The organism is Halopseudomonas sp. SMJS2 (genome assembly GCF_029866945.1).
In the GTDB taxonomy this organism is placed as follows: domain Bacteria; phylum Pseudomonadota; class Gammaproteobacteria; order Pseudomonadales; family Pseudomonadaceae; genus Halopseudomonas; species Halopseudomonas bauzanensis.
This window is the reverse complement of the sequence record NZ_CP123445.1, coordinates 1,842,686-1,863,823: the sequence shown is the minus strand read 5'-3', so window position 1 is coordinate 1,863,823 and position 21,138 is coordinate 1,842,686. Positions and strand designations below refer to the sequence as shown.

The following is a 21,138-nucleotide window of genomic DNA, read 5'->3' as shown; positions in this document are numbered from 1 at the left end:
GGCAGCGTTACTGCCGGTCGGGGGAGCGCTCAGGCTCCCCAGCCGGCTGCAATGCGGTGTTGGCGTCGGCGGTGATGCGTTCCGCGATGCCGCAAGCCAGATCCAGTCGTCGCAGTATCCAGGGTTTCAGGTCATAGACGAAAGGATCACTGTAAGTTCCTTCCTGCTCCCATCCTCCCACGCTCAGCGGTATGCTCGGCTCCGGCGCTTGTGCGGCGGTCAGGGTGCTGCCGATTTTTGCAGCTGCTACGCGCAGTGCGTCTTGCACATCTTCTTGCTCCTGATGCCGCCGCATCAATAACATGGTTTTCACCGTGGTCAGTTGTGCCAACAGCTGATAACCATGCCCCAGCAGGCTTTCCAGTGATTCGAGTCTGGGCCGTACCGCTCGTGGTTCGGCAATGGATCGCCGGGTAGCCTGAACCAGCGCCGAGAGGCTGTCATAGGCCTCCTTGCGAGCAAGTCGCCACTCCAGCTCCGGCTCGTTATCCACCGCGGTCAGATGACCCAGGTTCAGCGCGACCTGCGCATGCCGGGCCTGAGCCAGCAGCGTGCGGTTCACCAGCGAGGGAATCTGACTGCGTTCCCAGGATGGTAATACATAGCTGAACGCCCAGGCGATGCCGACCCCGATCAGGGTGTCGGCAATGCGCTCCAGCGCATTGAATACCGGAATATCGACGCCACTGAGCAGGTGCGCCTGGACCAAGCTGACCACCGTCGCCGCGACGGCGGTGATCAGATAGCGTTTGATGGCGAAGGAATGGGATACCGCCTGGGCAATCGGCACTATCACCAGCAGCAGTAGCGTCGGTGCCTGGGTGGAAAGAATCGCGCCGGCGAGAACACAGCCCAGTATGGTGCCGGCGACACGGCTGTTGCGGCGCTCCAGAGTCTGCGACAGGCTGCCGCGCAGTACTACCACGATGGTTACCAGGATCCAGTAACCGTGGGTAGCCCAAGGCAGCGCCAGGGACAGCAGATAGCCGGTGCCGATCGCCAGCGCAGCGCGGATGGCGTGGCGCATCGGCGGCGCATCCCAACGCCACAGCACCAGGATCGGGCGCAGTGACCAGTTGGTGGGGCTGACGAACAGCTGCCAGGCAGTGCGTACTGCCGCCAGATCAGGTTCCACATCGCCACGTGCCAGCCGGTTCAACCGCAGAATCTCGTCGTTGATGTTGCCTACCCGGTTGGTCAGGCCACGCAGCAGGGTGCGAAGTGACGGTGTATCGCCCGGCTGGCCGGATGACTCGGCCTGGATCCGGTTGAGCGCCGCCAGCGCTGGTCGCAGGTCAGTGAGCGGTGCGGGCTTGCGACCGCGCAACAGCGCATCGGCCATCCGATCGACCTCATCCGCCAGTTGATCGATGACCTTGCGCATGGCGGTCAAAGCCTCCGCCGAATCCGGTCGGGATTTGATCAGGTCCAGATCCAGCTCGCTGGCCAGCAGGTGGTCGCGCATTTCCAGCACGTTGATCAGCATGGCGGCCAGACGCTGGCGGCGGGTTGTGCGTGGCGACTCCAGCAGCAGATCGCGGGCCGATTGCAACTGATCCGCCAATGCGGCTTGCTGCTGCATCAGCTGGCCGGTCGACGGGGTATCCGTCGTCGGGTCGAAGCAGTCGGCCTGGGTGCGCATCAACTGGCTCAGCGTCAGCATGGACTGTGCCAGCAATTGCACCCGATAGCGGCCGTTGAGCAGCGCATTGGACGCGGTGGCATACAACACGTAGCACGCCGACCCCATGGCGAAATACAAGGCGGTATTCATCAGTGAGCCGGTGTTGAGATGCTGGGGTATGGCCATCGAGAAGATCATCGCGAGCATGATGGAGATGACGATGGGTACTCCGCGCTGCCCCCAGGCACCAGCCAGAAATGCGATGAAGGTTGCCGGGACCAGCAGCAATCCCAGATACAGCGGCTGGTCGTGCAGTGCCTGGACGCTGACGAACAGCGGCAGACCGAGCAGGGCCGCTGGCAGCAGGCTGCGGAGCTTGCCGCGCCGGGGCAGGGCATGATCGGGCGGGATACAGATGATGGCGCCCACGGCGGCCACCGAGGCGGGGAAGCGGCCGAACAGCAGATAGACGCCGGCTGACACCAGTAAGAGTCCGACCCCGGCAGATATGCCGGTCGTCACGTAAGAACTCAATAACACTCGCAGCGCATTGCCGAGCCGCCTAGCCATATCTTTCCCCTTCCTGCCTTGACTCCAGCATAGACGCAGGTGAGCCGTCACGGGATACGCTTGGCTTCGGCTCAGGGCGTTTCACGCCTTCAATGCGCAAATAGCCTAGAGCCAGGGGCCAGTACGGAAAGTGGTGCCGACGATAACGAAGGCTACGCCGAGGGTGGTGATCAATCGAATGCGCAGCGCCATGGCCGGTAGAGTATCGGCCGATAGCCGGGGAATGACCCGCAGTCGCGCGTCCATCGCCACGGCCAGAGTCAGCGCGAGCAAGGTCAGTTTCAGCAAGATCAGCCGGGTGACGAAATTGTCCGCGGCAAACCAGGAGCCCATATCCGGGATCAGCGTATGGGCGAGCCAGAGGCCGGATAGCACCTGTATCGCCAGCGCCGCCATGCCCCATTTTTCGTAGGCCGACTCGAAGGCCAGCAGATCGGCCACCGAACGTTCCCGCAGAATCCTTGGCAGCAGGGCCAGCGTCAGGACCAGGTGGCCGCCGGTCCAGATCGTGGCGGACAGAATGTGCAATACCAGAACATATTTGTACACGGAGGCTTTCCTTGACGCGGCTGGGTTGACCGCGCGATCAATGCGCCGGGGCGGGGGTGTCCGACACCTCATCGCGTTCGCGATGGCGGGAGAAGTCGTTCTCGGAGAACACGTCGGTGAGGATCGCCTGCTCGATGAAATTGCGCTCACCGGCTTTGGCGGGGATGCGCACGGTCAGGTGGATCTCGCCGGCGACCGGCACCTGGATGGTTACCCGAGGGTCAACCGAGGGCATCATCAGGCCACGCTGGTTGCCGATCTTGCTCATGTAGCGCCGCACCAGTTCCAGGTAGGGTTCGCAGTGACGGGTCGCAGACGCCAGCAATGCTTGCTGGGCTGCCTGCCAGTTATCTTCCCGCTTGAAAGGGATGGTGAACACATGAAAGTCGTAGTGGGTGGTGAAGCTTTCGTTGATCACCGGCTCGGATACGAACAGCGCGTTGGGAATGACGATCCGGCGCCCGGTGCGCTGGTGCAGATGCTTGCCAGGACCAACTTCCAGAATGGTGGTCGCCAGCAGGCTCTGATCGATCACGTCGCCACGCAGATCCTTGATCTGGATGCGGTCGCCGAGGACGAAGGAACGCGAACCACTCTTGAGGATCGAGCCAGTGAAGCACAGGATGAGTTCCTTGGTTGCCACTACGAACGCCACAGCGATAGCGACGATGGACAGTGCCAGTGTTCGCAGCTCTTCGCCCCAGATCATTACCAGCCCGAGCAGCAATAGCAGCAGGAAGCCGTTGCGCGAATTGACCAGCCATTTGCCACGCAGTTCGGGCGACTGCACGGTGCGCTGGATGAAGCGTGTCGTCAGTGCGCGTAGGATGAAAACCGTTACCATCAGAATGGCCGAACTGGCCAGCAGGCTCAGCACCGCGTCGGAAATGACGAAGTTATCCGGTAGCCAATCCACATTCTCAAACATGTTGCGTATCCCTGTTGCGGTCAGGCAGGAATGATCTGCTGTCGTCGCGTCGGCGTCAATCTATGACCGCACGGCTGCGTCTCAATAGGGGAAATACGACTCCAGCTCGGTAATCCGTTGGGCGGCCCGGGTCTGCATGCAGCCGAGATAGACGGCGGTGCGGATACTGCCACCGGCGTACAGGGCGAACTGGGCATCGCAATCAGCCTTGCGGAAGTCGATCCACAGACGCTGGGCGGCGCGCACCTGCTCCCGTACCGAGCCAGGATCATCCAGGCCGCTATCCGGCTCGGCAAGGCGATCCATCAACTGCTGATATACCGCATTCAACTGGGCCTCGGTCTGCTCCTGTTGCGCCGCGGCACAGGCATTGATTTCCATGGTGGTCAAGGCGTTGCTGCAGCTGTCGGCCGCAGGCTCTTCGGCGTTGCTGCAGCCAGCCAGTAACATGAACAGGGGCACGGCTCTGAGCGCTTTCATGTTTTCAACCTGTGTTAGGCATTTCTCGATAGTGCTTCGCGGTTTCGGCAGCCCAAGCCGGCGGGTACCTGCCTGGGATGGTAGCAGAGCCGCGAATAATAGTCGCGGCAAGTATAACAGCCCCATCTTGCCTCCAGACTGAGACTGTGATGTTGGCAGTCGAACGTGAAGCATCCGCGAAGAATTAAATAGCACTCTGGCGGGCGGTGGCTTATTCAGGATAGATGTTAGTTGGCCATTCACACGAAAGAGTGAGTACGGTGATTGTAACTCATTGATTTATTGCAAAATACATCGCTTGGTCGACATGTTTATAACCAAGCGAACATTTGAATTAACCCATGCGGGTGAACTTGCCTGTTCGCCATTGACGCCGTGGGCAGCAACTAAAATACTTTCCCGCTGTTGATGGCGGTTCTCGTTCGGGACATCAATATAAAGCGTTATATGCAAGTAACAACAAACTGAAAAAATGTTCCTGGAGTAATAATGATCAATAAAAATCTATCCCAATCGCTGCTGGCCATGATGGCCGCAGGCGCGCTGCTGCTATCGTCTTCTGCCTTTGCGGTCAACCCGCCGACTGATGGACCGACTGATCCCGATCAGGCTTACGAGCGAGGGCCTGACCCGAGCGTCGCCTTCCTCGAGGCACCCACAGGACCCCACAGTGTGCGGACCAGTCGGGTTTCCGGGCTGGTCAGCGGTTTCGGTGGTGGGACTATTCATTACCCGACCGGCACCACCGGTACCATGGCCGCCATCGTGGTGATTCCTGGCTTCGTATCCGCCGAGTCGTCCATCGAGTGGTGGGGACCCAAACTGGCGTCCCATGGCTTCGTGGTCATGACCATCGACACCAACACCGGCTTCGATCAGCCGCCTAGCCGTGCCCGTCAGATCAACAATGCGCTCGACTACCTGGTTAGTCAGAACACCAGCCGGACCAGCCCGGTCAATGGCATGATCGATACCGAGCGTCTGGGTGTCATTGGTTGGTCCATGGGCGGTGGTGGCACCCTGCGGGTGGCCAGCGAAGGGCGGATCAAGGCAGCCATTCCGCTGGCGCCATGGGATACCACCCGCTTCAGGGGAGTACAGGCACCCACGCTGATCTTCGCCTGTGAATCCGATCTCATCGCCCCGGTACGCAGCCACGCGTCGCCCTTCTACAATCAACTGCCGGATGACATCGACAAGGCCTATGTCGAGATCAATAACGGATCGCACTACTGCGCCAATGGGGGTGGCCTGAACAATGACGTACTCAGCCGCTTCGGGGTGTCCTGGATGAAGCGCTTCCTGGATAACGATACGCGCTACAGCCAATTCCTGTGTGGCCCGAATCACGAGTCTGACCGGAACATTTCCGAGTACCGCGGCAACTGTCCTTACTGATCGGCAACAGCAACAGCAACAGAAAGCCGACCTTGTGAGGTCGGCTTTTTAGCATCTGCATACAGCATCAGCGGCAGAAACCGAAGCCACTGCCGTCGAAGTGAAAGTGATTTTCATGGGGCTGGTTGTAATCTGGCCCCAGCACCGTACCGAAGTAGCCACAGGCGGCATCATGGGCATCCTTGAGGAAGGCCGATTTATACGTGGCATCTTCATCATCCCAATGTGCCAGCACCGAGATCTGCTGCCCATTCTCGAAACGAAAGCCCGCCACGTCGAAGGCGTTGGCCGTTGCATGCTGGCTGCGCCGAGCGCTTTCACGATGATAGATATTGCGACAGGCAAAACTGCCCAGATGGTCGACCCGTACCAGCGCGCTGTCCAGATGCTGCTGTGCCAGCGGCTGGAGCTGCTGGCGCTCGAACATGACCCAGGCCACCGCCAGTGGACAGGTCACCGTGAAGATGGAGCTGAAACGCACGCCGGTACGGCTGACCCGCACCACATTGGTCAAGGGGCAGCCGGCAACGGGTGTGTAGTCATCCAGCGCCAGGTAGTCAATGGCGCCTTCGGGGGCGGTTTCCAATACCGCCAGACATTGTTGTGGGTCTTCCTGGAGGCGGGATAGCTTCCATTTACTCACTACCGTCATCGGATGATCAATGGCCAGTGGCTGCCATGGATGCCAGTGCGGCGGGATGTGCTCCCAGGGGCGAGTCAGCACAGCTGCGGCAATGATCCCCAGGACCAGCAGCCACTTCAGCAATCGAAACAGGATGGTCTTCAACAGCAGGCCTCCAGCAATGATGCGGTTCGGTAATTCAGACCGGGACGGTGCCCGAAAGTGCAGGCTGTCTGCGATTGCCGGCCCCGGAAGCCGCTGATTCTGTTATGGTTGCCATCCTGTTTTTGCTGGTCGGGAAAGTCCCATGTCCGTTGTAGACCCGATTACCTTCGCTGGAACCGAAACCCTGAGTCTGCGTCAGCTGGATGAGCTGAACGGCCTGCCCAAGGGCACCAACTTCCGCTGGTTCAAGGTTTGTGAGGCTGATCTCGTTGAGAGGGTGGACTATTTCCTGTTGCCGGCTGATGAGCATCAGGAGCTGATCGACAGTCTCAAGGCCGACGGCAGGATTTATCCCAGTACCCGTCATCTGCTGTTGCTGACCCGCCGTGGTTATCAACAGTTGCGTCAACGATCACTGAGCTGAGCACCCCTATGTTTTTCGAGCTTTTCGCCGTCATGGCTCCCGTACTGATCGTCGCTGGTATCGGCTATGGCTGGGCGCGTTCCGGTCAGGCCTATCCCACCGAGTTCGTTACCCGCCTGGTGCTCAACATCAGCACCCCCTGTCTGGTGCTCTCGACATTGAGCCGCGCCGAGATAGATCTGGAGATATTTGGTCAGATGGCCCTGGGCTGCGTGGTGATCACGCTGTTGATGGCGGTAGTCGGCTGGGTGTTGAGTCGCACGATCAATGCTGATCCTAAAGTGCTGGTGCCTGCTTATATGTTCCCCAACACCGGCAATATGGGATTGCCGATCAGTCTCTACGCCTTTGGTGAGCCGGGACTGGCGTTGGCAGTGGCGTTCTTCGTGGTGCTCTCGGTGGGGCACTTCAGTGTGGGGATGATCCTTTCCGGCGCAGCGGAGTCCTGGCGGCGCCTGTTGCTCAACCCGGTGATTCTCAGCCTGGGGGTAGCGCTGGTGGTTCTCTTGCTGGATCTGCAGTTGCCGCGCTGGCTGGGTAATACGATTGATCTGCTGGGGAGTCTGAGCATTCCCATGATGTTGCTGACGCTGGGTGTATCCCTGGCCAGCATTCGGCCCAAGCAGGTAGGGAAGGGCATGGCGCTCGGCGGGCTGCGGATGCTCTGCGGCGCGGCCATCGGTTGGGGTATCGCCCTGGCCCTGGACCTGCCACCGCTGGCCCAGGGGGTTCTGGTATTGCAGGCGGCGATGCCGGTGGCGGTGTTCAATTACCTGTTTGCGGTGAAGGCCAATCGCTCCCCGGAAACCGTAGCCAGCCTGGTCATCTGCTCGACCCTGCTGTCATTCATATTCATCCCGTTACTGCTGATCTGGTGGTTGCCGGCAGCCGGTTGATAGCCGGCCTCAGGCCTCGTGCCCGTGTGCCTGTTCCGCCAGCTTGCCGGCATCCACCCGCACGAAGATCGAATCACCGATAGCGGTCAGCACATCACCAGCGTAGATCTCGCAAATGATGCGGCTCTTGCGCCCGAGCGGGCCATCCACTCGGGCACGCAGGGTCAACTCCACGCCCATGGGGGTTGGCTTGATATATTTGATGCCCAGTTCGCCGGTCACGCAGTTGATCGCGGTCGGGTCCTTGCCGTCGGCCTGTTCGGCGCGCAGGTGATAGGCCATTGCCGTCCAGTTGGAGTGGCAATCCACCAGCATGGCGATCAGCCCACCGTACACCAGGTCCGGCCAGCCGCAGTATTTGGTCTCCGGCAGATGTCTGGTGATCACATGCACCCCATCCGTATCCCAGTGGCTCTTGATCTGTAACCCGTGCGGGTTGCCGCCGCCACAGCCGTAACATACGCCGTGCGGTGAAAGAAGGTCCTGCAATGCCTGTTCTGTCATGGAATGCCTTGTACTTGTCTCATGGATCAGACAGTCAGTCTGCCCTTGAGCAGCGGAAAAGGCCATGCCGGCACCGCGACTATCATCCAGATAAATGGTCATCCATGGCGGTCACAGAATCAACGAACGATGTTGTTCATCGCTTGCCGAATCGACTCTGCATCTTGCGGCCGCACCAGCCGTTCGATTTCTTCCCCGTCGCGCATGAAGATCAGGGTGGGCCACAATTTGACCCGGAAGGATCGACCCAGTGGCCGTCCGGGACCATCTTCAATCTTCAGATGCTGCAGATGGAGATGTTCGCTGAATGCCTTGGCGAGATGCGGTTGTGCTGCCTGGCAGTGGCCGCACCAGTCGGTACCGAATTCGATCACAGTGGCGCCCTGGTAAGCATCGACCTCTGCGCGGGAAGGGGCCTGCTCGGAATAGTTGCTTAGCATCGCCATGGTGCCCTCCTGAATGAGCCGTTATTGCGGTGTATACAGGTTGGACTGTCATTTGCGGCTCAGGTGCAACATCCAAGAGTTCATTCGATACGAAAACCGGGGCCATGGGCCCCGGTGTGTTTCGGTTCAGACCAGCTCTGCCCAGAGATCATATTCGTCGGCGGCGGTGACCCGCACGCTGACGATGTCGCCGGGCTGCAGCGGCTCATCGCTGTCGATATAAACGTTGCCATCGATTTCCGGCGCATCGGCCATGGAGCGGGCGATGGGGCCTTCCTCGTCCACCTCATCAATGAGCACCTGGATGGTCTTGCCGATCTTCAGCTGCAGGCGAGCGGTAGAGATGGCCTGCTGGTGGGCCATGAAACGGTCCCAGCGGTCCTGCTTGATCTCGTCCGGCACAGCTTCCAGGCCCAGTGCTTCGGCGGGAGCGCCCTCCACTGGGGAATACTGGAAGCAGCCGACGCGGTCGAGCTGCGCTTCGGTCAGCCAGTCGAGCAGATATTGGAAATCTTCCTCGGTTTCGCCGGGGAAGCCGACGATGAAGGTCGAGCGGATGGTCAGCTCGGGACAGATCTCGCGCCACTTGCGGATACGGGCCAGGGTCTTGTCTTCGAAGGCAGGGCGCTTCATCGCCTTGAGCACTTTCGGGCTGGCATGCTGGAAGGGAATATCCAGATACGGCAGGATCTTGCCCTCGGCCATCAGCGGGATCAGCTCATCCACGTGCGGGTAGGGGTACACATAGTGCAGCCGCACCCAGACGCCCAGTTCGCTGAGCGCCTCGCACATTTCAGTCATGCGTGACTTCACCGGGCGGCCATTCCAGAAACCGGTGCGGTACTTGATATCCACACCATAAGCGCTGGTGTCCTGGGAGATGACCAGCAGCTCCTTGACGCCCGACTTGACCAGACGCTCGGCTTCGCTCAGAACCTCGCCCACCGGGCGGCTGACCAGCTTGCCACGCATGGAAGGAATGATGCAGAAACTGCAGCTGTGATTACAGCCTTCGGAAATCTTCAGATAGGCGTAATGCCGGGGGGTCAGCTTGACGCCCTGTGGCGGTACCAGGTCGATCAGCGGATTGTGATCAGCCCGCGGCGGCACGACTTCGTGCACAGCATTGACTACCTGTTCGTATTGCTGCGGGCCGGTTACTGCCAGCACGCTGGGATGCACATCGCGAATGGTCCCTTCCTCGACACCCATGCAACCGGTGACGATGACCCGACCGTTCTCGGCAATCGCCTCGCCAATGGCGTCCAGGGATTCTGCCTTGGCCGAGTCGATGAAGCCACAGGTATTGACCACCACCACATCCGCGCCCTCATAGGTCGGCACTACCTGATAGCCTTCAGTGCGCAGCTGGGTGAGGATGCGTTCGGAGTCTACGAGCGCTTTCGGGCACCCAAGTGATATGAATCCTACACTGGGGGCACTGTTCTTGGTGGGGGTCGCGGTGTCAGTCATCGAAGGCCATGGAGTAAGAAAAAACGTGGCGTATTCTAGCTGGCAGCCCTGCACCGCGCCATAGCCGCGGTACACCATCGGTCGATCATTTCCGCCGTTAGGTATGGTACGAGCGCTCTGACTATACTGCGGCAATCCACCCGTATGACCGGAGATGTAGCCATGAAGTCATCAATGCTGCGTTGTGTTCTGATTGCTGCCGCTCTCCTGCTGCCGGCAGCCGCCTGGGCCGATAACGAACCGGCGCAAGCGCGCCACCTGCTGTCCAGCCTGCTGGAGGCGGTCGCCGCGGAAGATTACCAACAGTTCAGGGTGCTGGGCACCGAGGACTTCCAGACGGGAATCCCCGAGGAAGAGTTCAACCGGGTGACTGACGTCATCGCTGAGCGGGTCGAGCAAGGTTATGAAGCAGATTACCTCACCCATCTGAATCAGCAGGGGTACCGGGTGGAAATCTGGAAGATCAGCTTTGCCGATGGAGGTGATGACACCCTGGCGCGGCTGGTGGTGTTCGAGGGCAAGGCGGCGGGGTTCCTGTTGCAGTAGGACGCGGCATCTTCATGGAAGAGCCGCTCCCACAGGTATTGACTAACCTCACTGCTTGGTCATTTCATCCTACCGTCTCTTGCGCCGTAGCCTGTCCAGCAATACGCCACGTTCGCGCCAGGATTCTATCTGGCGGTCAAGGAAAAGGAGATAGGTGCGCCGGCGGGCGCGTCTTCTGCGGGACTTTCGGCGTATACGTGAACGCCGTACGTTTGCCATTGCTGCTGCCTTAATGTCGATCCTGATGTTCATCCTGGGTGGAGCGGTCTGCTTTGGGGTGCCCTGCGGGGCGCGCGCCCGCAGGGCAGGGCGAGATCAACGTTCCTTGATTTCGCGGACATCGCCCTGCGGAATCTGATTATCGCGGCCGCTATGGTCCTCGTATTCGATCATGCCGGTGTCGTCGTCGATTTCCGGTTTATTGTCCGCTTCAATGACCTGTCCGTCGCTGGTGCGAATCAGGTGATCGTTGGAGCAGCCGACCAGAGCAAACATTCCGGAGATGCAGAACGCGGCAATTAACCATTTCTTCATGTTTTCAATCCTCTTGTTTGCGTCATCTTTCAATGCAAGTACAAAATTTGTGACAAGAAATCCTTCCAGCCGGTTCCGGTTGTTTTTCGCTGGCATAAAAAAACCCCGCACAAAGCGGGGTTCTTTCACTGATTACGGGTAATCAGATTTCGGTCACCGGAATGCTGGCAGCAGCCTTCTGGTAGGACGCGATTTCGTTGAAGTTCATGTAGCGGTAGACCTCGGCAGACATGCTGTTGAGATCAGCTGCGTAGGTCATGTACTCATCAACGCTCGGCAGACGACCCAGGATGGCGGCAACCGAAGCCAGCTCGGCGGAGGCCAGGAAGACATCGGCGCCATCACCCAGGCGGTTCGGGAAGTTCCGCGTGGAGGTGGAAACCGCAGTCGACTTGGCGGCGATGCGTGCCTGGTTACCCATGCACAGCGAGCAGCCCGGCATTTCCATGCGCGCACCAGCCTTGCCGTAGATGCCGTAGTAGCCTTCTTCGGTCAGCATCCACTGATCCATCTTGGTCGGCGGGGCGAGCCACAGACGGGTCGGCAGAGAGTCCTTGTTCTTCTCCAGCAGCTTGCCAGCGGCGCGGAAGTGACCGATGTTGGTCATGCACGAGCCGATGAAGACTTCGTCGATCTGGCGGCCGACAACGTCGGACAGCAGACGGGCATCGTCAGGATCGTTCGGCGCGCACAGGATCGGCTCCTTGACGTCGGCCAGATCGATTTCGATGACCGCAGCGTACTCGGCATCGGCGTCGGCCTGCATCAGTTCCGGGTTGTCCAGCCAGGCTTCCATTGCCTGGGCACGACGCTCCAGGGTACGAGCGTCGTCGTAGCCTTCGGCAATCATCCAGCGCAGCAGGGTGATGTTGGACTTCAGGTACTCGGCGATGGCGTCTTCCGGCAGCTTGATGGTGCAACCGGCAGCGGAACGTTCGGCGGAGGCGTCGGACAGCTCGAAAGCCTGCTCGACAGTCAGACCGCTCAGACCTTCGATCTCGAGAATACGGCCGGAGAAGATGTTCTTCTTGCCTTTCTTCTCGACGGTCAGCAGGCCTTCCTGGATCGCGTAGTAGGGGATCGCATGGACCAGGTCACGCAGGGTGATACCCGGCTGCATTTCACCCTTGAAGCGCACCAGTACCGATTCCGGCATGTCCAGCGGCATGACGCCAGTGGCTGCGGCGAAGGCGACCAGACCGGAACGGCCGGGAAGGAGATGCCCATCGGGAAGCGGGTGTGCGAGTCGCCACCGGTACCGACGGTATCGGGCAGCAACATGCGGTTCAGCCAGCTGTGGATAATGCCGTCACCCGGACGCAGCGCGACACCACCACGGTTGTGGATGAAGTCGGGCAGGGTGTGGTGGGTGTTGACGTCGATCGGCTTCGGATAGGCTGCGGTGTGGCAGAAGGACTGCATCACCAGATCGGCGGAGAAGCCCAGGCAAGCCAGGTCTTTCAGCTCGTCACGGGTCATCGGGCCAGTAGTATCCTGGGAGCCGACGGTAGTCATCTTGGGTTCGCAGTAGGTACCCGGGCGAACGCCTTCGACGCCACAGGCCTTGCCGACCATCTTCTGCGCCAGGGTGTAGCCCTTGTTGCTCTCGGCAGGTGCTTCCGGCTTGCGGAACAGCTCGGAGCCGCCCAGACCCAGCTCGGCGCGGGCCTTCTCGGTCAGACCACGGCCGATGATCAGCGGAATACGGCCACCGGCGCGTACTTCGTCGAGCAGCACCTGGGTCTTCAGTTCGAAGGTGGTGATGACTTCGTCAGTGCCGTGCTTGCAGACCTTGCCTTCGTAGGGGTAGACGTCGATGGCGTCGCCCATGTTCAGGTCGTTGCAGTCGAACTCGATCGGCAGGGCGCCGGCGTCTTCCATGGTGTTGTAGAAGATCGGAGCGATCTTGGTGCCGAAGCAGAAACCACCAGCGCGCTTGTTCGGCACGTTGGGGATGTCGTCGCCGAAGAACCACAGCACCGAGTTGGTGGCGGACTTGCGCGAAGAGCCGGTACCGACCACGTCACCAACGTAGGCAACTGGCAGACCCTTGGCCTTCATGGCTTCGATCTGAGTCAGCGGACCGGTAACGCCGGGCTCGACCGGCTCGATGCCGTCACGGGCCATTTTCAGCATGGCCAGGGCGTGCAGCGGGATGTCCGGGCGCGACCAGGCGTCCGGAGCCGGGGACAGGTCGTCGGTGTTGGTTTCGCCAGGCACCTTGAACACGGTCAGGCTGATCTTTTCTGCAACGGCAGGGCGGTTGGTGAACCATTCACCGGCGGCCCAGGATTCCAGCACGGCCTTGGCGTACTCGTTGCCGTTCTTGGCGCGCTCAGCGACGTCGTGGAAGGCGTCGAACATCAGCAGAGTGTGCTTGAGTTGTTCGGCGGCGGTGGCAGCCAGTTCTTCACTGTCGAGCAGCTCGACCATGGTGGCGATGTTGTAGCCGCCCTGCATGGTACCCAGCAGTTCGACGGCGCGGACCTTGTTCAGCAGCGGCGAGGTGGCTTCACCCTTGGCTACTGCAGACAGGAAAGCGGCTTTGACGTAAGCAGCTTCATCCACTCCCGGCGGAACGCGGTTGGTGAGCAGATCAAGCAGGAATTCTTCTTCGCCGGCCGGCGGGTTTTTCAGAAGCTCAACCAGACCAGCGGTTTGTTCGGCATTAAGCGGCTGAGGCACGACGCCTTGGGCGGCGCGTTCTTCAACGTGTTTGCGATAGGCTTCAAGCACAATAATTACCCTCATCAGTCTGTTCCGTTTGTGACGGAACGGTCATCCTCACGGACCTGGGATGCCGAAAATAGGGATGGGTGCAAGCGCAGGCCCGATCTGGTGGGGGCAACCTGATTTACTGGGGTAACAGAATACGGTTGCGGGCAAACGCCTGTACACATGCACTCACGGCGGCCAGCAATTCTACAGGAACAGGCGCACAAAGTTAAGGCAGACGGCGATACAACCTGCCTCTTGTTGTTGGCAAGGGACAAAAGGTCGCGGCCCGGTGGCAGGCCGCGATCATTGGCTCACTTTTCCAGTAGTTGTTCCAGATGGGCGACCATGTCATCAGGTTTGAGTACCAGCACATCTCCGCCCAGCTGATCCAGCACCACTTCCGCGGTATTGCCGATCAGCGCCCCGGAGATGCCGGTGCGGGCGACGGTGCCGATAACGGTCACGCTGGCCCCGATCTGCTGCGCCACCTTGGGTATCAGCGTATCGGCCGGCCCCTCGTCGATATGCAGGTTGGACTCGGGGATATTGTACTGATCACGGTAACGCGCGGCCTTGTCGGTATAGATCCTGACGATGTTCTCGCGCAGCTGGTAGACCGGATTGGCGGCCGACAGCATGGGCGCCGGGTGAGCGCTGATCAGATGCATCTGGCCATTGATCATGTCGGCGATATCCGCCGCGTGGCTGACGATGGTGTCATGCAACACATGATGCTGGTCGTCATGGTTGCCCAGGTCGACCGCGGCCAGAACGTTGCCATGCATCCAGGAGGCGCTGTCCTTGACCAGCAATACCGGTGCTGGGCAATAACGCAGCAGCTTCCAGTCATCCGGGGTCAGCAGGGCTTTTTTCAAGGGGTTATCCGGCAGGTGCTGCTTGATTACCAGCCCGCAGCCCTCGGCTCTCAGGGTATGTACTATGGTCTCGGTCAGGTTGGCGTGCCACGTCTGGGTATAACTGGCCGTGACGCCGGCGGCTTCCAGCCCGGCGCACAGCTCCGCCAGCAGCGGTTTGTGGTCGTGGCGGTTCTCGCATGCCAGCAGATGCAGCTCGGCACCGATGAAAGCGGCAATCAGCCTGGATCGTACCAGCGCTACGTTGTCTTCCCGGGTGGGGTCGATGACCACCAGTATTCGTTTGATGGCTTGCATGGGTTCTTCCTTTTCAACGGGGCATGTCGCTGTTGGGAGCCTTCGGATTCCCTTACTGACAATGTAGACGTTTTTTCCCGTCCTGCTGTTGACTCGGATCAATGCCGTGGGTCTGACAGGGTGCCGCCGTAGCCGTATAATCGCCGGTTGATCCACTGACTGCGTGAAGACATGACACTCCCCGACGAATTGCTCGCCTTCCTCTGGCGCGCCACCCCGGATGCCTGGGTGCGCCAGGCACTGGCACATCCCGAAGAACTGCTGATCGACCATGCCAACTGCGAGAAGAAGGCCGCCTCGACGGCGCTGAACCTGATGTTCCGCTATATCGACAAACCGGAGCTGCTGCAGAAGATGTCGCGCCTGGCAAGGGAGGAGCTGCGGCATTTTGAACAGGTCATTGCGCTGATGAGCAAGCGTGGCGTGGCCTATCGCGGATTATCCGCCAGCCACTACGCTCAGCGGCTGCGCGAGCATGTGCGTACCGTGGAGCCGGGGCGGTTGGTGGATACGCTGATTGTTGGCGCATTCATCGAGGCACGTTCCTGCGAGCGTTTTGCCAAACTGGCGCCGCACCTGGACGCCGAGCTGGGCGACTTCTATCGCTCCCTGCTCAAATCCGAGGCGCGTCACTACCAGGACTATCTCAAGCTGGCCCGCGATTACGCCGATGAGCCGATAGACGAGCGTATTGCCTTCTTTGCTGCGATCGAGGCCCAGGCGATCATCGAGGATGATGCGGAATTTCGCTTTCATAGCGGTGCGGTTGAATCGGCCGCCTGATCTGTCGCTATACTGCGGTCTGTGATGATGACGGGAGAGCGCAGGATGAGGGAGCATACGGCATGCAATGGCAAGCTGTGGTCAGCGGTGGCGCTGACATTCGCCCTGCTGGGCATCAGCGGCCAGACTCTGGCGGCAAACGGCACCTGTGAGCGCATCGTGGTCACCGGCAACGCTCAGTACCCACCGGTGCTGTGGGTGGACCCGGATGATCCCAAGCGGTTGACCGGCGCGGCGGTAGAGCTACTGGAGAAGGTGCTGGACGGCAGCGGTATCCACGTCGATGCACTGCATGTGGGGCCCTGGTCCCGCGCCCAGGAGGAAGTGCGCAGCGGTAGGGTTGATATGCTTGCCGGCGCCTTTCTCACGCCCAGTCGCCTCGCCGAGATGGACTATGTACATCCCGCCTACATGGATGTGCCGAGCGTGATCTTCGTCAAGCGTGGCAAGGCATTTCCCTACAGTGGCTGGGACGATCTGCGCGGCAAGCGCGGCAGCTCGCTGGTCAGTAACAGCTTCGGCGCCGCTTTCGATACCTACGCTGCCGATCATCTCGAAATCAACATGGTTCCTTCCATCCAGCAATCCTTCGAATTGCTGGCGCGCGAGCGGGTTGATTATGTCATCTACGAACGGCATCAGGGGTTGGCCCTGGCGGCGCAGATGAACATCCTCGATCAGCTGGACGTTATTGAAGGTTCGCTGATCAACGAGGCACTGTACTTCACGGTGTCGCATAACTCGGCCTGCAATTCGCCGGCGCTGCGCGCAGCGCTGGCTCAGGGCATGCATCGAATGGCCGGTCAGGGCGAGCCGCGCCGGCTATTGGAGAAGTATCGGGAAATCTGGGAAGGCCAGTTCGCGCCGGCTCCCGGAGAAGAGCCGACGCTGGAGTGAAGCGGATCAGGCGCCAGCTTGCAGCTGTGCTTCCCGTTCCTTGTTCATCTTGCGCTCGAGCTGTTGCGACAGCTCGATAATCTGTTCGCGCATCCAGCGGTTGGCCGGGTCCTGATCGGTACTTTCATGCCAGAACAGGTGCGTCTGGATCGGCGGAATGTCCTCGATTGGCAGCTCCGCCCAGTGCAGGTTATGACGAAGGGCGAAGCGCTCGTTGACGGTCATCACCATGTCGGTCGATTCCAGCACCAGCGGCGCCATCTGGTAATGCTGCGAGCGCAGCACGACGCGGCGCTGGATCCCCATCTTGCCCAAAGCCAGGTCCACATGGCCCAGCCCGTTGCGGCGGCTGGAGATATGGATGTGCGACTGCGCCAGATAGTCGTCCAGGCTGATCTTGTCTTTCCCCGCCAGCGGGTGGCCCTTGCGCATGATGCAGACGTAGCGATCTTCGAACAGCTTTACATGGCGCACCTGGGTATCGGTGTTCAACGGCGCGTCGATGGCAAAGTCCAGACGTCCGGCGGCCAGTTCCTTGGTGGTTTCCCGGCGCCGGGTAAGGAAGCTGTCGATATTGATATTCGGTGCCAGGCGCCGGATGCGCGCCGCCAGGTGCGGCAGGATCACCGCCTCGGTGAGGTCGGTCATGCTGATGCGGTAGGTCTTGTTGGCTTGGTCGGGGTTGAAGCTGCGGCTTTCCTGTACGGAAACGCGCAGCAACTGCAGCGCGTGGCGCACCGGAGTGATGATGTTCTGCGCCATCGGCGTCGGCACCATGCCCTGAGCGGTGCGCACGAACAGCGGATCGTTGAAGGTGTCACGCAGTCGGGCCAGAGCATTGCTCACCGCTGGCTGGGTGATGCCGACGATCTGGCCGGCTCGGGTCAGGTTCGCTTCGGTGTAGATGGCATCAAACACAATGAACAGGTTCAGGTCCACTTTACTGAGGTTCATCGCTGGATCCTTCATATGGCTTGTTTATAGGCTCTTATAGATACAGACGGGCTGAGTATATATAACTTATGAATCTTTATACACGCGGAAAATAGGTTAGATAAATTTGCGTGACTCATCTACCTTTTTTGTGACCCAGATACATATGTACAACAAAACGGAAAAGGTGCGTGAATTATGAATTTCGGATACTCCCCCAAGGTTCAACAGCTGCGTGAGCAGGTCGATGCTTTCATGCAGGAGCATGTCTTTCCCGCAGAAGCAATTTTCCACCGGCAGGTTGCCGAAGGCGATCGCTGGCAGCCCACCGCCATTGTCGAGGAACTGAAGGAAAAAGCCCGTGCCGCCGGCCTGTGGAACCTGTTCCTGCCTGAATCGGAGCTGGGTGCTGGCTTGACCAACCTGGAGTACGCGCCACTGGCCGAATTGATGGGCCGCTCTGGCCTGGCCTCCGAAGCCTTCAACTGCAGCGCGCCGGATACCGGCAATATGGAAGTGCTGGTGCGCTATGGCAGTGAAGAGCACAAGAAACAATGGCTGGAACCGTTGCTGGCCGGCGAGATCCGCTCCTGTTTCGGCATGACTGAGCCAGGGGTGGCTTCATCCGACGCGACCAATATGCAGGCCAATGCCCGTCGCGAAGGCGATGAGTGGGTGATCAATGGCCGCAAATGGTGGACTTCCGGTGCCTGTGATCCACGCTGCAAGGTGATGATCTTCATGGGTCTGACCAACCCCGATGCGCCGCGCCACCAGCAGCACTCCATGATTCTGGTGCCGATGGACGCGCCCGGCGTAAAGGTTCTGCGTCCGCTCCCGGTATTCGGCTATGACGACGCGCCCCATGGCCATGCGGAGGTTATCCTGGATAACGTCCGGGTGCCCTACAGCAACGTGCTGCTGGGTGAGGGTCGCGGCTTCGAGATTGCTCAGGGCCGCCTCGGGCCAGGCCGCATCCACCACTGCATGCGTTCGATCGGCGCAGCCGAGCGTGCTCTGGAGCTGATGTGCCGCCGCTCGGTGGAGCGTGAGGCCTTCGGACGCCGTCTGGCCCAGCTGGGTGGCAATATCGACCTGATCGCGGAATCGCGGATCGAGATCAACCAGGCGCGCCTGCTGACGTTGAATGCGGCCTACATGATGGATACCGTAGGTAACAAGATCGCCAAGAGCGAGATTGCGCAGATCAAGGTGGTAGCTCCGAATGTGGCGTTGCGCGTCATCGACCGTGCCATCCAGATGCATGGCGGGGCAGGGGTGTCGGAGGACACACCGCTCGCCCACATGTATGCCATGCAGCGTACCTTGCGTCTGGCCGATGGCCCGGATGAGGTGCATCGCGCATCAATCGGCAAGATCGAGCTGGGTAAATACATGGCACGCTGATACGACCGCCAACCACCCTTCGCCGTGTGCAGACAGCAGGTTTGCACGCGGTTTTTTGTTTATGGGGATGTGAGAAAAGCCAGCGGGGGTAAATCATCGCCCCTGACTGAAGTGTCGGGGCGTTGCGGATACGCTACCGCCGAACTCAGCGAGCGCGGTAGGTGATGCGACCCTTGGTCAGGTCGTAGGGTGTCAGTTCAACGCGCACCTTGTCACCGGTCAGGATGCGAATGTAGTTTTTGCGCATCTTGCCTGAAATGTGGGCAGTCACGACGTGGCCGTTTTCCAGCTCAACCCGGAACATGGTGTTGGGCAGGGTGTCCACGATGGTGCCTTCCATTTCAATACTGTCTTCTTTCGCCATTAAGCAAAGGCCTCTCAATCTGTTGCATTAGGCGGGCTGTCGGTATGAGAGCCCGCAAAAAAGGTGAGCAATTGTGCCTCAAAAGGCAACAACAGCCAAGTTTTGCCGGTACTTTTACTTGAACCTGATCAATTGACCCTGATCCAGCGCTGATTGATCAACATTTCCAGCGGCCGATATTCGGTCTTGTAGCTCATCTTGCGGCAGTTTCTGATCCAGTAGCCGAGATAGACTGCTGGCAGACCGGCCAGGCGTGCCTGCTCGATTTGCCAGAGGATCGCATAGCGGCCCAGGCTGCGGGATGACTCGTCCGGATCGAAGAAGGTGTATACCGCCGACAACCCATTGTTCAGCCGGTCGGTGACTGCAACCGCGAGCAGGCGGCCATCCAGGCGGAACTCGTTGAATTCGCAGAATGCATCCTCGCTGACGAGAAAGGACTGAAACTGCTCACGGCTCGGCGGATACATGTCGCCGTCGCTGTGGCGGGCGATGATATAGCGGGAATACAGCTGGTAGATCTCTTCATTCATGGCCGGACGCCGGCTGGTTACCTGCAGATCGCGGTTGCGCTTGTGGATGCGCGCCTGTTGCCTGTTCGGCACGAAGTCCGCGGACGGGATGCGTGCTGGAACACAGGCCCGGCACTGCGCGCAGTGCGGGCGATACAGGTGTTCGCCACTGCGACGAAAACCCAGTTCCGACAATTGACTGTAGGTATCCGTCTCGATCGGCTGCTGCGGGTCAAGAAACAGCGTCACCGCCTGCTCCTCGGTGAGGTAGCTGCAGGGGTGCGGCTGGGTCGCGTAGAACTTCAGGTGCGCCAGATCAGTCATGGGAATCGCTCTGGAATCTGTCTGCCAGGAGATCTGAGTATAGAAGCTGCATGGAGGGCTTCAATCCTGCGCCCGAGCCGGCATGTTCCGCCAGCAGCTGGGGATCTGCTCATTGCACAGCCTGTCGAGAGCCTGGACGAAAGCCGCGCGGGAAATAGTTGTAGCGCCCAGACTTTCCAGGTGGTCGGTCGGCATCTGGCAGTCGATCAGCTCGCAGCCACACCGCTCGAGTTCGCGAACCAGACTGATAAAGCCGGTTTTCGATGCGTTGCTGCGGCGGCTGAACATGGATTCGCCGAAGAAGACCTTGCCCAGCGCGAGCCCATAGAGTCCGCCGACGAGCTCGGTCCCATCCCAGACCTCCACCGAGTGGGCAATGTTGCGCCGATGCAGCTCCTCATAGGCGCGCCGCATATCGGCGGTGATCCAGGTGGCATCGGTATAATCGCGCGGTTCAGCGCAGGCGCGCAGGACCGCCGAAAAGTCCGTATCGAAGGTCACCCGAAAGGCGGTCTTGCGCAGGAACTTCGCCATGCTGCGCGAGACATGCAGGGTGGAGGGTGTCAGTACGGTGCGCGGGTCAGGCGACCACCACAGCAGCGGCTGGCCTTCCTCGTACCAGGGAAAGATGCCCCGCCGATAGGCGGCTATCAGACGGGCGGGGGCGAGGTCACCGCCGACAGCCAGCAGTCCGTTGGGGCTGGCAAGCGCTTCGCTGGAGGGTGGAAAGTCCAGACTATCCGGATCCAGCCACCTCAGTTCAGTCATCGCAAATCCCGTATGGTTCGCATTTCAGATAAATGGAATGTTGAAAGGTTTATCAAAAAGCATCGTTAAGTTATTGTCCTCTATCAAGATAGTTCCCATAA

The 21,138-nt window shown here is 59.9% G+C and carries 21 protein-coding genes and 1 pseudogene; 7 read left to right on the top strand and 15 right to left on the bottom strand.

Annotation, left to right across the window (positions count from 1 at the left end):
- Positions 1-7 precede the first annotated feature (7 nt).
- The 4 genes from QAO71_RS08670 to QAO71_RS08655 form a co-directional block, all read right to left on the bottom strand.
- Entirely contained in the window at positions 8-2,194 is a 2,187-nt protein-coding gene (locus QAO71_RS08670) for an FUSC family membrane protein (RefSeq protein ID WP_280164184.1), read from the bottom strand.
- A gap of 105 nt (positions 2,195-2,299) precedes the next feature.
- On the bottom strand, positions 2,300-2,743 hold the full coding sequence (locus QAO71_RS08665) for a CopD family protein (RefSeq protein ID WP_036989703.1): 444 nt from the start codon (positions 2,741-2,743) through the stop codon (positions 2,300-2,302).
- A 37-nt stretch (positions 2,744-2,780) separates the two neighbouring features.
- Positions 2,781-3,671 (bottom strand): mechanosensitive ion channel domain-containing protein, encoded by an 891-nt coding sequence (locus tag QAO71_RS08660; RefSeq protein ID WP_051610826.1) that lies wholly within the window; start codon positions 3,669-3,671, stop codon positions 2,781-2,783.
- Between the two features lie 81 nt (positions 3,672-3,752).
- Positions 3,753-4,151: a lysozyme inhibitor LprI family protein gene (locus tag QAO71_RS08655; protein ID WP_036989705.1), complete on the bottom strand. Its 399-nt coding sequence runs from the start codon at positions 4,149-4,151 to the stop codon at positions 3,753-3,755.
- Between the two features lie 489 nt (positions 4,152-4,640).
- Here QAO71_RS08655 and QAO71_RS08650 point away from each other — a divergent pair, with 489 nt between their 5' ends.
- Entirely contained in the window at positions 4,641-5,549 is a 909-nt protein-coding gene (locus QAO71_RS08650; RefSeq protein ID WP_036989706.1) for a dienelactone hydrolase family protein, read from the top strand.
- A 67-nt stretch (positions 5,550-5,616) separates the two neighbouring features.
- Here QAO71_RS08650 and QAO71_RS08645 read toward each other — a convergent pair whose 3' ends face one another.
- A complete protein-coding gene (locus QAO71_RS08645) occupies positions 5,617-6,336 on the bottom strand; it encodes an extensin family protein (RefSeq protein WP_280164183.1) in 720 nt (239 codons plus the stop codon).
- Between the two features lie 142 nt (positions 6,337-6,478).
- On the opposite strand from QAO71_RS08645, the gene QAO71_RS08640 reads away from it, so the two are divergent.
- Both QAO71_RS08640 and QAO71_RS08635 read left to right on the top strand, forming a co-directional pair.
- On the top strand, positions 6,479-6,760 hold the full coding sequence (locus QAO71_RS08640) for a hypothetical protein (RefSeq protein WP_036989708.1): 282 nt from the start codon (positions 6,479-6,481) through the stop codon (positions 6,758-6,760).
- A gap of 8 nt (positions 6,761-6,768) precedes the next feature.
- Positions 6,769-7,656 (top strand): AEC family transporter, encoded by an 888-nt coding sequence (locus QAO71_RS08635; RefSeq protein WP_036989710.1) that lies wholly within the window; start codon positions 6,769-6,771, stop codon positions 7,654-7,656.
- A gap of 9 nt (positions 7,657-7,665) precedes the next feature.
- On the opposite strand, the gene QAO71_RS08630 is transcribed toward QAO71_RS08635, so the two are convergent.
- The 3 genes from QAO71_RS08630 to rimO form a co-directional block, all read right to left on the bottom strand.
- Complete coding sequence (locus QAO71_RS08630) at positions 7,666-8,160, bottom strand: PaaI family thioesterase (RefSeq protein ID WP_036990322.1); 495 nt, start codon at positions 8,158-8,160, stop codon at positions 7,666-7,668.
- Positions 8,161-8,279: 119 nt separating this feature from the next.
- On the bottom strand, positions 8,280-8,606 hold the full coding sequence (locus QAO71_RS08625; RefSeq protein WP_036989711.1) for a thioredoxin family protein: 327 nt from the start codon (positions 8,604-8,606) through the stop codon (positions 8,280-8,282).
- A 126-nt stretch (positions 8,607-8,732) separates the two neighbouring features.
- Positions 8,733-10,079 (bottom strand): 30S ribosomal protein S12 methylthiotransferase RimO, encoded by a 1,347-nt coding sequence (gene rimO / locus QAO71_RS08620; protein WP_036990323.1) that lies wholly within the window; start codon positions 10,077-10,079, stop codon positions 8,733-8,735.
- A gap of 162 nt (positions 10,080-10,241) precedes the next feature.
- Between rimO and QAO71_RS08615 the strand changes: the two genes are divergently transcribed.
- A complete protein-coding gene (locus QAO71_RS08615) occupies positions 10,242-10,625 on the top strand; it encodes a hypothetical protein (protein WP_280164182.1) in 384 nt (127 codons plus the stop codon).
- Positions 10,626-10,940: 315 nt separating this feature from the next.
- Here the strand turns inward: QAO71_RS08615 and QAO71_RS08610 are convergent, their stop codons facing one another.
- The 3 genes and pseudogenes from QAO71_RS08610 to QAO71_RS08600 all read right to left on the bottom strand — a co-directional run bounded on the left by QAO71_RS08610 (position 10,941) and on the right by QAO71_RS08600 (position 15,049).
- Entirely contained in the window at positions 10,941-11,159 is a 219-nt protein-coding gene (locus tag QAO71_RS08610) for a YgdI/YgdR family lipoprotein (protein ID WP_036990325.1), read from the bottom strand.
- A gap of 142 nt (positions 11,160-11,301) precedes the next feature.
- Positions 11,302-13,895 (bottom strand): annotated as a pseudogene (acnB, locus tag QAO71_RS08605) (bifunctional aconitate hydratase 2/2-methylisocitrate dehydratase).
- A 293-nt stretch (positions 13,896-14,188) separates the two neighbouring features.
- Complete coding sequence (locus QAO71_RS08600) at positions 14,189-15,049, bottom strand: universal stress protein (RefSeq protein ID WP_074778599.1); 861 nt, start codon at positions 15,047-15,049, stop codon at positions 14,189-14,191.
- A gap of 171 nt (positions 15,050-15,220) precedes the next feature.
- On the opposite strand from QAO71_RS08600, the gene QAO71_RS08595 reads away from it, so the two are divergent.
- Positions 15,221-15,832 (top strand): tRNA-(ms[2]io[6]A)-hydroxylase, encoded by a 612-nt coding sequence (locus QAO71_RS08595; protein WP_074778601.1) that lies wholly within the window; start codon positions 15,221-15,223, stop codon positions 15,830-15,832.
- A 45-nt stretch (positions 15,833-15,877) separates the two neighbouring features.
- Positions 15,878-16,729, top strand: coding sequence for a transporter substrate-binding domain-containing protein (locus QAO71_RS08590; RefSeq protein WP_074778603.1), 852 nt, complete (start codon positions 15,878-15,880; stop codon positions 16,727-16,729).
- Positions 16,730-16,735: 6 nt separating this feature from the next.
- On the opposite strand, the gene QAO71_RS08585 is transcribed toward QAO71_RS08590, so the two are convergent.
- Complete coding sequence (locus tag QAO71_RS08585; RefSeq protein ID WP_074778605.1) at positions 16,736-17,683, bottom strand: LysR family transcriptional regulator; 948 nt, start codon at positions 17,681-17,683, stop codon at positions 16,736-16,738.
- A gap of 177 nt (positions 17,684-17,860) precedes the next feature.
- Between QAO71_RS08585 and QAO71_RS08580 the strand changes: the two genes are divergently transcribed.
- Positions 17,861-19,069 carry an acyl-CoA dehydrogenase gene (locus QAO71_RS08580; RefSeq protein WP_136869476.1) on the top strand — a complete coding sequence of 403 codons (1,209 nt, stop codon included), beginning with the start codon at positions 17,861-17,863 and terminating at the stop codon, positions 19,067-19,069.
- Between the two features lie 145 nt (positions 19,070-19,214).
- Here the strand turns inward: QAO71_RS08580 and infA are convergent, their stop codons facing one another.
- From infA to aat, 3 genes are all read right to left on the bottom strand, one after another.
- Positions 19,215-19,433 (bottom strand): translation initiation factor IF-1, encoded by a 219-nt coding sequence (infA, locus tag QAO71_RS08575; RefSeq protein ID WP_036989719.1) that lies wholly within the window; start codon positions 19,431-19,433, stop codon positions 19,215-19,217.
- Between the two features lie 128 nt (positions 19,434-19,561).
- Positions 19,562-20,269 (bottom strand): arginyltransferase, encoded by a 708-nt coding sequence (locus tag QAO71_RS08570; protein ID WP_074778609.1) that lies wholly within the window; start codon positions 20,267-20,269, stop codon positions 19,562-19,564.
- A 60-nt stretch (positions 20,270-20,329) separates the two neighbouring features.
- The gene (gene aat, locus QAO71_RS08565) at positions 20,330-21,037 is read right to left on the bottom strand and encodes a leucyl/phenylalanyl-tRNA--protein transferase (protein WP_074778611.1); all 708 of its coding nucleotides are present in this window, start codon (positions 21,035-21,037) and stop codon (positions 20,330-20,332) included.
- Positions 21,038-21,138: the final 101 nt, after the last annotated feature.